General features: G+C 68.8%; 10 protein-coding genes. 6 read left to right on the top strand and 4 right to left on the bottom strand.

Going from position 1 to position 11,931, the window contains the following annotated elements; all coding sequences use genetic code 11:
* Positions 1–73 precede the first annotated feature (73 nt).
* The 3 genes from MX571_RS03650 to MX571_RS03660 are packed head-to-tail and all read right to left on the bottom strand — an operon-like array spanning position 74 to position 4,083.
* The gene (locus tag MX571_RS03650) at positions 74–1,171 is read right to left on the bottom strand and encodes an ABC transporter ATP-binding protein (RefSeq protein ID WP_247414230.1); all 1,098 of its coding nucleotides are present in this window, start codon (positions 1,169–1,171) and stop codon (positions 74–76) included.
* Positions 1,164–2,933 carry an ABC transporter permease gene (locus tag MX571_RS03655; protein ID WP_379750907.1) on the bottom strand — a complete coding sequence of 590 codons (1,770 nt, stop codon included), beginning with the start codon at positions 2,931–2,933 and terminating at the stop codon, positions 1,164–1,166. The genes MX571_RS03650 and MX571_RS03655 overlap by 8 nt, the downstream gene beginning before the upstream one ends.
* 13 nt (positions 2,934–2,946) lie before the next feature.
* A complete protein-coding gene (locus MX571_RS03660; protein WP_247414231.1) occupies positions 2,947–4,083 on the bottom strand; it encodes a thiamine ABC transporter substrate-binding protein in 1,137 nt (378 codons plus the stop codon).
* Positions 4,084–4,203: 120 nt separating this feature from the next.
* Here MX571_RS03660 and MX571_RS03665 point away from each other — a divergent pair, with 120 nt between their 5' ends.
* Entirely contained in the window at positions 4,204–5,367 is a 1,164-nt protein-coding gene (locus MX571_RS03665; RefSeq protein ID WP_247414232.1) for an AI-2E family transporter, read from the top strand.
* Positions 5,368–5,630: 263 nt separating this feature from the next.
* Here the strand turns inward: MX571_RS03665 and MX571_RS03670 are convergent, their stop codons facing one another.
* On the bottom strand, positions 5,631–6,434 hold the full coding sequence (locus MX571_RS03670; protein WP_247414233.1) for a sulfurtransferase: 804 nt from the start codon (positions 6,432–6,434) through the stop codon (positions 5,631–5,633).
* A gap of 212 nt (positions 6,435–6,646) precedes the next feature.
* Here MX571_RS03670 and MX571_RS03675 point away from each other — a divergent pair, with 212 nt between their 5' ends.
* The 5 genes from MX571_RS03675 to MX571_RS03695 all read left to right on the top strand — a co-directional run bounded on the left by MX571_RS03675 (position 6,647) and on the right by MX571_RS03695 (position 11,917).
* Positions 6,647–7,507 (top strand): sulfurtransferase, encoded by an 861-nt coding sequence (locus MX571_RS03675; RefSeq protein WP_247414234.1) that lies wholly within the window; start codon positions 6,647–6,649, stop codon positions 7,505–7,507.
* 236 nt (positions 7,508–7,743) lie between these two features.
* Entirely contained in the window at positions 7,744–8,427 is a 684-nt protein-coding gene (locus tag MX571_RS03680) for a DUF4013 domain-containing protein (RefSeq protein ID WP_247414235.1), read from the top strand.
* Between the two features lie 227 nt (positions 8,428–8,654).
* Positions 8,655–9,932 (top strand): ABC transporter substrate-binding protein, encoded by a 1,278-nt coding sequence (locus tag MX571_RS03685; protein ID WP_368409037.1) that lies wholly within the window; start codon positions 8,655–8,657, stop codon positions 9,930–9,932.
* Between the two features lie 57 nt (positions 9,933–9,989).
* Positions 9,990–10,979 carry a carbohydrate ABC transporter permease gene (locus tag MX571_RS03690; RefSeq protein ID WP_247414237.1) on the top strand — a complete coding sequence of 330 codons (990 nt, stop codon included), beginning with the start codon at positions 9,990–9,992 and terminating at the stop codon, positions 10,977–10,979.
* Positions 10,976–11,917: a carbohydrate ABC transporter permease gene (locus tag MX571_RS03695; protein WP_247414238.1), complete on the top strand. Its 942-nt coding sequence runs from the start codon at positions 10,976–10,978 to the stop codon at positions 11,915–11,917. The genes MX571_RS03690 and MX571_RS03695 overlap by 4 nt, the downstream gene beginning before the upstream one ends.
* Positions 11,918–11,931 lie beyond the last annotated feature (14 nt).

The raw sequence follows: 11,931 nt of genomic DNA on the forward strand, positions 1-11,931 counted from the left end.
CTCTCGGTGGACACTTATCGATGTGTCTCGGCGCGAGGGGTGTGCGAAGGCGCCGTCCGCAGTACCGTCCGATTCAGAGCGGCCGTGCTGCTTCGGGCGGGAACGAGACGGCTACGCGCCCCTCGGGCGTCGCGTCAGCGCCGACGCGAACGACCAGCGTGTAGCCGTCGCAGTCGAGCGTGAGACGCGTCGCGGTGCCGAGAAACTCGGTGTCGCGGAGCCTCCCCTCGACCCGGTTGGTCGGGGGTGGACCGCTCCCCGAGTCCAGCGCGAACGACTCGGGACGGACCGAGAACGCGACCTGCTCGCCGACCGCGCCGTCGTGGGCGACGGTGACAGTCGCGTCGAGGCTGTCGAGGCGGACGCGCGCGAACGAGGAGCGCTCGCTTCCGCCGCCGTCCGCGGCGGCTGTCACGCCGTCGGTCGAGACGCGCTCGACCACCTCCCCGTCGAACAGGTTGTTCTCGCCGACGAACGCCGCCGCGAACCGCGTCGCGGGGGCGTCGTACACCTCGCGCGGCGTGCCGACCTGCTCGACGCGGCCGTCGTGCATCACCGCGACGCGGTCGGAGATGGCAAGCGCCTCCTCCTGGTCGTGGGTGACGTAGACGGTCGTGACGCCGAGTTCGCGCTGGATGCTCCGGACTTCGCGTCGAAGGCGCTCGCGAAGGCGGGCGTCGAGCGCGCTCATCGGCTCGTCGAGCAGGAGCAGGTCGGGGCTCGGCGCGAGCGCACGGGCGAGCGCCACGCGCTGGCGCTGGCCGCCCGAGAGGTCCTCCGGGTCGCGGTCGCCCAGTCCCGTCAGGCCGACGAGGTCGAGCAGTTCGTCGATCCGTGCTTCCGCGTCGCCGCCGGGTGGCTCGCGGAACTTCAGCGCGTAGCCCACGTTCTCGCGGACGTCCATGTGGGGGAACAGCGCGTACTGCTGCGGGACGACGCCCACGTCGCGCTCTTCGGGCGGGACGCCCGCCATCGACCGGCCGCCGATGGTCACCTCGCCCGCCGTCGGCTCCTCGAACCCGGCGACGAGTCGGAGCGTCGTGGTCTTGCCACACCCCGAGGGGCCGACGAGCGTGAAGAACTCGCCGTCCCGGACGTCGACGTCGACCGGGCCGAGCGCTCGGGTGTCGCCGTAGCGCTTCTCGACGCCCGACAGTCCCACGTCAGCCATCGAACGCACCTCCGAGGCGGTCGATGACGACGAAGCTCACGGCGGTGACGAGCAGGAGGACGGTACCCATCGCGCTCGGCGGGCCGAGCGCTCGCTCGCTCCCGAGGTAGCGCTGGATGACGACGGGCATCGTGTAGCTGTTCGACCCCTCCGCGAGGATGACCGTGGCGTCGAACTCGCCGACGGAGATGGCGAACGCGAACGCCGCGCCCGCCAGCACGCCGCCGAACACGAGCGGGAGTTCAACGTCCCAGAGCGCACGCAGGCGACTCGCTCCGGCCGCTCGCGCCACCTCGGGCAGCGCCGGGTCCAGCCTGGAGAGCAACGGCGAGACGCTCCGAGTGACGAACGGGTAGCCGCTGACGGCGTGGGCGGCGACGATGGCGACGGCCCCGGTGACGACGATACGGTGGCCGAACAGGACGGTGCCGTAGACGAGCGACTGGAGCAGGCCGAGACCGACGACGACGCCGCTGACGGCGAACGGGACGAACGCGAGCGTCCCGCCGAGTTGCGCGAGGCGGCCCTCGCGGGCGGTCAGCAGCGAGACGGTGACGCCGAGGGGGACGGCGACGACGAGCGTCCCCGCGCCGAACACCAGCGAGTTACGGACCGCGGTCAGCGGCTTCGTCTGGAAGCTCTGGGCCGTCGCCTGCCGTTCGAGCAGGAACCGGTAGTAACGCAGCGTCATCCCGTTCGGTCCGACGACGCTCTCGGCGACCATGCTCGCCAGCGGGAGGCCGAACACGACGAACGCGAGCACGCCGTACGCGCCGACGGCGAGTCGGGTGCGGCGGGTCGCCGCGCCGAACGGGATGCGGTCGAGCCTCCGGCCACCGGTGTCGCGGGCCTGTCGCGCCTCGTAGCGCAGGTAGGCGTAGGTCAGCGCGAGCGAGACGGCCGCCTCGACGGTGGCGAGCGCGGCGGCCTCCTGCAGGTCGAACGAGCGCACGAGGCTGAACACCCACACCTCGACGGTGGCGAGTTCGAGGCCGCCGAGCGCGAGGACGATGGCGAACGACTGGAAGGTGAACACGAACGTCAGCAGCGCGGCGGTGCCGAGTGCGGGCAGGAGTTGGGGGACGAGCACGTCCCACGCGGCCCGCCAGCGCGACGCGCCGCTGGCGCGGGCGACCTCCAGCGTCCGCGTGTCGAGTCGTTCGGCGGCGGCGCTCACGATGCGGACCACGAGCGGCGCGTTGTAGAAGGCGTGGGCCAGCACGACGAGTTCGAGCGTGAACACCAGCGAGAACCGGGGCAGGCCGACGGCCGCGAACGCGTCGCTGACGGTTCCGTTGCCGCCGAACGTGGCGACGAACCCGACCGCGACCATGATCGAGGGTAACACGAACGGGACGGCCGTCAGCGACCGGACGGTCTCGCGGCCGGGGAACTCGAACCGCGCGAGGACGTACGCGCCGGGGAGGCCGAGCGCGAGGCTCGCCAGCGTCGAGAGGAACGCCTGCCACGCGGTGAACCCAAGGAGGCCGAACCCCGGCCACGTGAAGCCGTTCGCAGCCCACGCGGCGAGTCCCGCGAACAGGTCGCCAGGCGTGCCGAGCAGGCCCCCCAGCGCACCCGTGTAGAACGGGTCGGTGAGGACGGCGACGACGGGCGCGAGGCTCGGGCGGCCGTCGACGGTGACGGCCTCCTCCAGCACGCTCGCGACGGGGTAGTACAGCATCACCGTCAGGAACGCGCCGACGACGAGCGTCGCCAGCAGGCGACCGAGACGCTCGCGGCCCACCGTTCCGCCGCTCACCGCACCACCTCGCTCAGCCCTGTGCGATCTGACGCGCCCACTGCTCGACCCATTCGTCCACGTTCCCCTTGAGTTCCTCGTAGGTGAACGTCACGGGCTCCTCCGGTTCGAAGGTGTACTTCTCGAACTCCGCCGGGAGCTCCGCGTCCGTCGTCGCGGGGTACTGGACGTTGCGCTGGGCGATCTGGCCCTGTGCCTCGGGAGTCAGCAGGAACTCCACGAACGTCTTCGCCAGCTCCTGCTGGTCGGAGTCGGCGAACCGCGCGATGCCCTCCGGCTGGGCGTACGCCTGGTCGTTCAGGAAGCCGACCTGGTGGCGCGAGAGGTCCTGTCCGGCCTGGTGGGCGTACACCTGGTCGGTCGAGTAGGAGACGACCATCGCCGCCTCGCCGTTCTCGTAGGCGGTGTAGGAGTCGTCCCAGTTGCCGAGGATGCGCGTCCCGTTGTCCGTCAGGTCGCGCCAGTAGTCGAGGTAGCCGTCGGCGCCCTTCGCCTTCACCGTGTGGAGCATGAACGCGCGACCCGTCGCGCTCGACTGGGCGTTCTGGGCGAGCAGTTCGCCCCGGTACTCCTCGGCCAGCAGGTCGTCGAACGTCGCTGGCGGCTCGATGGCGTTCTCGTCGTAGACGAGGCTGATGTAGCCCGTGTCGTACGGGACGGCCCGGCCCTGAGGGTCGAACTGGAGGCCCTCCTTTACCGGCGCGTCGACCGACAGCGGCGTCAGCACCTCGCCGTCGACCTTCTGGTCGAGCGTGATGAGTTCGTCGACGTTCAGCCCGAGGTAGAGGTCGGCGTCGATGGGCGCACCCTGCGCGGCCCGGCCGAGGTAGTAGTTGAACCGCGACTCCGGAGTGGTGTACTCGACGGTCGCGTCGTGCTCGGCCTCGAACTGCTCTTTCACCCACGTGCCCGCCGGACTGTCGCCCTCGACCCACGTCGGGTACGTGGCGACGACGAGGTTCCCGCCGGACTGCTCGGTACTACCGGTCGTCGTCCCCGTCTGCTCGGTGCCGTCGCCCGACTCGGTCGTTCCGGTTCCGTCCGACCCGTCCGCCCCGGTGGTCGTCGTGTCGCCGCCGTCGTCGCCGAGACAGCCAGCCAGTGCGGCGGCTCCCGCACCCGTGCTCAGGAGGAACGTCCGTCGTTTCATTACTCGGTTGTTTCTCTCGGTGGTACTTACGTCCCGCGGTGTCGATCCCGCGACGCTCGGTCCATCGCGTCCCCTCCGCGAGGCACACCGATTAGTAGTTACGACCCGTCAGCAGTTCCCATGGAGTTCGCCCGCCGTCGACGGAACGTCCTCGCCGTGTTGCTGGTGGTGTTCTCGCTGCTCGCCGCGGCCGTGCTCTGGGAGGTCGTCGGCACGGTGTTCTTCGCCATCACCGTCGCCTACGTCCTCGTCCCGGCACGCAACCGCCTCGTGAACCGGGGACTGTCGAGACGCGTTTCGAGCGGGCTCGTCACGCTCGGCGCGTTCGGCGTCGTCTCGTTCGTCGTCGCGGCGATGGGCTACCTGCTGTACCAGCGCCGCGACTCCGCGCTGGCGCTCATCGAGTCGCTCCCGGACAGCCTCTCGGTCGACGTCGCGGGGATGACATACGCCGTCGAACTGTCGGAGATCGTCGCGGTCGTCACGGCCTCGATACAGGGCATCGCGACGGGGCTCGCGCCGGTCCTGCCGGTCCTCGCGCTGAAACTCGTCCTGTTCGCCATCCTCCTGTTCGGCCTGCTGTTGCGCCCTGGCGCGACCGGCGACGGGTTCCGGCGCGTCGTCCCGAACGAGTACCACGACATCCTCGTCTCGCTCAACGAGCGCATCCGCCAGACGCTGTACGGTATCTACGTCCTCCAGGCCGCGACGGCGTTCGGGACGGGACTCGTCGCGCTGGTCGTCTTCGTGGTCCTGGGCTACGAGTCGGTGTTCACGCTCGCCATCATCGCCGGTCTCCTCCAGTTCATCCCCGTCCTCGGCCCGAGCGTCCTCGTCGCCATCCTCGCCCTCGTGGACCTCGTCGGCCCGACGCCGGACCCGACGCGGGCCGTCCTCGTCCTCGTGGGCGGCGGCGTCCTCATCGGCGCGGTGCCCGACGCCGTCATCCGCCCGCGACTGGCGTCCTGGGCGGCGGACCTACCGACCAGCCTCTACTTCATCGGCTTCGTCGGCGGCATCCTCACGGTCGGTGCCGTCGGGTTCATCGCGGGGCCGCTGGTCGTCGCCCTGGTCATCGAGGTGGTCGAACTGCTCTCGGCCGAACAGGGGGCCGCCAGCGACGGCGACGACGGCGTGGGTCCGGACGTCGACCCGACGGGTGGTGGCGGAGCGGGGGCCGTTCCAGACTCGGACGACCCGCCGGCCCCACCGACCGACACGCCCGACGCTACCGACTCACCAGAGTCCGTTCCCGACACCGACGGCGACGGGACGCCGCAGTGACGCCACGCTCACCTGAGTGAACGAGCCGTCGGCCTGCTTCGCGGTTCGCTCACAGGTCGTTCCACGCTCCGCTCGCACCCGTGGACTCCGTGCGTCACCGGCGACTCCGTCGCCGGTTGCACGCGAGACCTTCGGTCTCGCTCTGGTCGTCCACGCACTGCTCCCTGCTCCGTTCGAGGCCTCGTGCGCTGGCGCTTACTCGGCCTCGCCCTGCTCGCGGGCCGGTGGCCCGCTCGCTATTTCCGAGGCGGCGTTCGCTCCGCTCACCCCGCCTCGCTCTTCTCTAGCGGTCGCCCCTGTTCCTCCCACTCGGTGAGCGACCCCTCGTAGAACGCGAGGTCGTCGTAGCCGAGGTGTCGGAGGACGATGTAGGTGTGACTGATGCGCCGGGCGGTGTTGCAGTAGAGGACGACGCGGCGGTCCGTGTCGATGCCGCGCTCGACCAACAGGTCCAGCACGTCGTCCTCGTGACGCAGGCCACGGCTGTCGGTGTCGACCAGTTCCTGCCAGTCGAGGCGAACCGCACCGGGCAGGTGGGCCTCGTCGAACTCCCACTGCTCGCGCGTGTCGACGACGACGCTGTCGGGGTCGTCGAGCGCCTCGGCGACGACGTCCGCCTCGACGAGCGGCCCGTCGGGGTCGAACGTCGCTTCGTACGTCGTCGGGTCCGGTTCGACCGCCTCCTGACTGACCGGGTGGTCGCGCGCCCACGAGGAGTAGTCGCCGTTCAGCAGGTGCAGGCGCTCGGGCGGGTGGCCGTACAGTTCGCAGGTGACGAGCAGGCGCGCCGCGAACACGCCGTGGGTGTCGTCGTACGCCACCACGTCGTCCTCGCGCGAGACGCCCGCCGCGCCCATCACGTCCGCGAACTGCTCCGCGCCGGGGAGCATCCCGACCTCGCCCTCGCCCCCGTCCGAGGCGTGGCTCTCGGCCCGGTACGTGTCGAACGGGACGTTCACCGCGTCCGGCAGGTGACCGATACCGTCGTACTCCCACCCGTCGCGAACGTCGACGCGACACACCGCCTCTCCCTGCTCCTCGACCCAGTCGGCGTCCGCGATGTCCATGCAGTGTGCTACAGGCGGTCGGGACTTCATGGTTCCCCGCTCGGAGATGGCGGCACGTATCGCCGGTTGTTGGCCGTCGTGGCCGTGGCGAGGGTACTCGGGAGTTCCACCGGGGTGACAACCAGTAAAAATTTCCCCGACTCGGAACGAGCGGCGAATCCCTCCGGCAGTAACACCGATATAGCCCCGCTGACGTAACGTTCCGGTGCATTATGAGCGATTACGCCAAGGACGTACTGGTGTCCGCGGACTGGGTCGAGGACCACCTCGACCAGTTCCAGAGCGACGACCCCGAGTATCGACTGGTCGAGGTCGACGTCGACACCGAAGCGTACGACGAGGGCCACGCCCCCGGCGCCATCGGGTTCAACTGGGAGACGCAACTGCAGGACCAGACCGAACGCGACGTGCTGGAGAAGGAGGACTTCGAGGACCTGCTCGGCAGCCACGGCATCTCGAACGACTCCACCGTGGTCCTCTACGGCGACAACTCGAACTGGTTCGCCGCCTACACCTACTGGCAGTTCAAGTACTACGGCCACGAGGACGTCCGCCTCATGAACGGCGGCCGCGACTACTGGCTCGACAACGACTACCCGACGACGACCGACGTGCCGGAGTTCCCCGAACAGGAGTACACCGCAGACGACTCCGACGAGGGCATCCGCGCGTACCGCTCGGACGTCGAGGAGGCGATGGAGCAGGGCGTCCCGATGGTCGACGTCCGCTCGCCCGAGGAGTTCCGCGGCGAGATTCTCGCGCCGCCCGGACTGCAGGAGACCGCCCAGCGCGGCGGCCACATCCCCGGCGCGTCGAACATCTCGTGGGCCGCGACGGTCAACGACGACGGGACGTTCAAGTCCGCCGACGAACTCCGCGACCTGTACGCCGAGGAGGGCATCGACGGCGACGAGGACATCGTCGCGTACTGCCGTATCGGCGAGCGCTCCTCCATCGCGTGGTTCGCGCTGCACGAACTGCTCGGCTACGACGACGTGACGAACTACGACGGGTCGTGGACCGAGTGGGGGAACCTCGTCGGTGCGCCGATAGAGAAGGGCGAAGCCGAGTGAGCGCCACGCAGTAGACGACCTTCGACTCCGATATTTTTCGACACGACGGACGCCACAGCAGCGCGGAGTGGCACTCGTATCGCGAGACCGCTCCCGGTGAGCCCGTGGCGAGACGACGGCGAACCCGGACCATTAATCTCGCGCTGTCCCCACGAGCCTCCAATGAGGGACGTGGCGAGCGAATCGCGAGGCCGCACACGACGGCTCCGACCCCGGAGTCCGGTGGTGAACGTGGCGTGACCCGGACGCTCGACCACTTCTCCTATCCGGTTCGCGGGGCCCACCGTGGCGACGCCCTCGTCGCCGCCTGGGCGCTCGTGCTGGCCCACGGCATCGTCCCGTTCGTTCCGCTCCTCCCTCTCGTCGGGGTCCTGCTCCGCGTCCTCGTCCGGAGCGCCGGCGGGGGCGACGACCCGCCGTCGGTGCTGGACGCTCCCGTCGACCTGCTCCGGCGGAGCGTCGGGGCCGCGCTCGTCGCGCTGGTGTACGTCGGTCCGCCGCTCGCGTTCCTCGTCGGGATGGTCGAGGTCGTCTCGGGGTCCGGCGGGGTCGAGGGAGGGTCGTTCCCCGTGCTCGCGGCGGCGACGGTCGGCGGCATCGCGATGCTCGTCGCGACGTACCTCCTGCCCGTCGCGCTCGCCAGCTACGTGGCGTCCGGGTCGCTCCGGGCGGCGTTCGACCGGACCCGACTCCGCCGGGGCGCTCGCTCGGGCAGCTACCTCCTCGGCTGGCTCGTCGCCGTCGTCGCCCTCGACGCCGGACTGCTGCTCGCCGGGTGGCTGGGCGGAGCCACGGTTCGGGGCGTCCTCGGGGCGCTGGTCGTGGCGTACTCCCTCGTCGTCGCCGCCCGTCTCGTCGGTGCCGGCCTGTCGTCGTCCGGACTGGTCGATGGTGGCGGCCCGTCGACCTCCCGACGATAGGTCGTTCGTCGGCGGTCGCTCGTCCGATCCCGTGCCTCGCATCGTGCGCGAACGTGGCCGTTGCATCCCGCAAACCGGTAACTCACTAATGCGAATGTTTATTGTGATAGTCGATGGATGAGGCAGTGGACTGGGATTTACTCATGGACGAGTTAAACGACGAATCCGGCGTCGACGGCGGCCGTCGACGGTTCGTGAAAGCGGTTTCCGCGACGGGAATCGCGACGATGCTTGCAGGGTGTACAGGTGGCGACGACGGCGGCGACGGAGGCGACGGCGGTGGCGGCGGAAACGGGAGTGGTAACGGCTCGGGCGGTGGCGGCGAGTCGGTGACCGGTACCGTCGAGGCGCTCCACGGCTGGACCGGCGGCGACGGGGAGACGGCCGCCAACGCGCTGGCGGAGGCGTTCGCCGAGTACGACACCGAGGTCGAAGTCGAGATGAAACCCATCGGCGGCGGTGGCAACCAGAACCTCGACGCGGTCGTCGCGAACCGCCTCCAGAGTCAGGACCCGCCCGGTTCGTTCGCGAACTGGCCCGGGAAGAACCTCCTCCGCTACGAGAACGTCCTCGGGACCGTCGACGACGTCTGGGAGCGGAACGACTTCGAGAACGTGATGGTCGAGGAGGCCGTCGAACTGCACAAGCTGAACGGGAGCTTCCGGGCGGTGCCGCTCGGTTCGCACCGGCTGAACTGCCTGTTCTACAACGTCTCGGTCGTCGAGGAGGCGGGCATCGACGTCGAATCGCTCAACAGCGTGTCGGCGCTCCTCGACGCACTCGACACCGTCAACAGCGAGACCGACAAGATTCCGATGACCCAGGCGATGGCCGGAACGTGGACCATCACGCAGCTCTGGGCCGCCATCATGCTCGGCCAGAGCGGCTACCAGCCGTACATGGACTTCATCGAGGGCAACGGCTCCGAGGACGCCGTCCGGAGCGCCTTCGAGTCGCTGGCGACCATCCACGAGAACTACATCCCGAGCGACGCGTCGTCGCTCGACCTCACCGCGTCGAACCAGAACATCATCAACGGCAACGCGGCGTTCATCCACCAGGGTAACTGGGCGGCCGGGGCGTACCGCAACACGGAGGACTTCGACTACGACGAGGACTGGGGCTTCAAGACGTTCCCCGGGACCGAAGGGATGTACACGCTCCACTTCGACTCGTTCCTCTACCCGGCGAACAACCCGACGCCCGAGGCGTCGAAGGTCTGGGAGGGCTTCGTCGGCAGCAGCGAGGCCCAAATCGCGTTCAACCAGTACAAGGGGTCGATTCCGACCCGGACCGACGTCAGCATGGACGCGTTCGGGCCGTACCTGCAGGAGACCGCCGAGGACTTCGCGAACGCGGAGGAGCGCCCGCCGACGCTCCAGCACGGTCTCGCGGTCGAGTCGTCGGTGATGACGGAGCTGAACGAGGTCATCTCCTCGGAGTTCACCGGACCGTACAACGTCGACGCCGCGACGCAGGGCTTCCTGAACGCGGTCTCGAACTGACTCCTCAGGCGCACATGCCCGAAACCGTCTTTCAGCGGACGACTGTCTGCACCAGCTATGACTGATTCGCCAGGGGACCGACCGGTGAGGACGGACGGTGGCTCCGTCACGGACGAGGGAGGGACCGGACGGGGCCCGTTGAGCCGACTCTCGGCGGGGCTCGACGGTCGCTTCGGGAGCGACTTCCTCGAATCCGCACCGTTCTGGCTCCCGCCGTTCCTGCTGATGGCGCTGTTCGTCTACGGCGCCATCATCTGGAACCTGATGATCTCGTTGACGGACTACTCGGGGCTCGGTGGGTCGCCGGACTACTCGAACCTCGACTTCGAGATGTACTCCCGGGCGCTCTCCGACCCGGGGTTCCGGGAGGCGGCGCTCAACACCGTCATCCTCCTGGTCGCGTTCACCGCCGCGACGTTGCTCGTGGGCCTCGTGCTCGCGATCCTCGTCGACCGCGGCATCCGCTTCGAGAACACGTTCCGGACGCTGTACCTCCTCCCGATGAGCCTCTCGTTCGTCGTCACGGCCCAGTTCTGGCTGTGGATGTACAACTACAACAACGGGATGGTCAACGGGTTCCTCGGAACGTTCGGCCTCGGCCCGTTCAACTACATCGGCAACCAGGACATCGTCCTCTGGGCGGTCATCTTCGCGCTGGTGTGGCAGTTCTCCGGGTACGCGATGGTCGTCTATCTGGCGGGGCTCAGGGCCATCCCGACGGAGCACTACGAGGCGGCGCAGGTCGACGGCGCGTCGACCATCAAGATGTACTGGCGGGTCATCATCCCGCAACTCAAGGGAGCGACCATCAGCGCGGCCGTCGTCCTCATGGTGTTCGCGCTGAAGGCGTTCGACTTCCTCTACTCGCTCGTCTCGGGGTACCGACCCCCGAACGGCGCTGACATCCTGGCGACGAAGATGGTCCGAGAAGCGTACGCGAACCTCAACTGGTCCTACGGGGCCGCCATCGCCATCTTCCTCTTCGCCATGGCCCTGGCCGTCATCGGACCGTACCTCTACTACGAGTACCGGAGGGGGCACCTATGAGCACACAGAACGACGATTCGAACAACGACGGGACGGGAAGCGGCGGTGTCGGAGCGCGAACACGCGGCCTGAGTCCGGGCCGAATCGGACTGTACGCCGTCCTGCTGGCGATGCTGGCGTTCTATCTCGTCCCCATCGAGACCGGGCTGATGACGTCCATCAAGACGAACGGGGCGGTCATCGAGACGCTACCGTACGCTCCCCCCGGTCCGGACGGCTTCACGCTCCAGAAGTGGGAGCGTGCGTCGAGCACGCTCCTCCGCGGGATGGGCAACAGCATGCTGTACGCCGTCCCGGCGACCGTCCTCTCGGCGTTCTTCGGGAGTCTGGCCGCCTACGGTCTGACCGTGGCGGACTGGGACGAGCGCTACAAGGCAGTGCTCCTCGCGCTGTTCGTCGCCGGCATCTTCATCCCGTACCAGGCGGTCCTCGTCCCGCTCTCGCAGTTCTGGGGACAGTACGTCCAGCTCGAACAGCTGCTGGGCTTCGTCTGGGACCTCGGCATCGACAGCGACTACACGGGAATCATCGAGCTCGTCATCACGCACGTGGCGTACGGGATTCCCATCTGTACCGTCCTCTTCCGGGCGTACTACAAGACGCTCTCCGACGAGATGATCGAGTCGGCGCGACTCGACGGAGCGTCGCTCCGCCGGGTCTACCGGCGCATCGTCCTGCCGCTCTCGACGCCGATGTTCGCCGTGGTGCTCATCTACCAGTTCACCCAGATCTGGAACGACCTGCTGTTCACGCTGGTGCTGGTCGCCACGGAGTCGAGCGCCGCGGCCCCGGTGGTGCTGATACTGGCGGGACTCGGGACGGGGATGGAGGGGACGGACTTCCCGCTCCGGATGGCCGGCGCGTTCTTCACCGCGCTTCCGACGCTCGCCGTCTACATCCTGTTCGGCGAGGAGTTCGCCGAGGGGGTGACGACGTGACGGTCTCACTCGGT

This window comes from Halomarina salina (assembly GCF_023074835.1).
In the GTDB taxonomy this organism is placed as follows: Archaea; Halobacteriota; Halobacteria; order Halobacteriales; family Haloarculaceae; genus Halomarina; species Halomarina salina.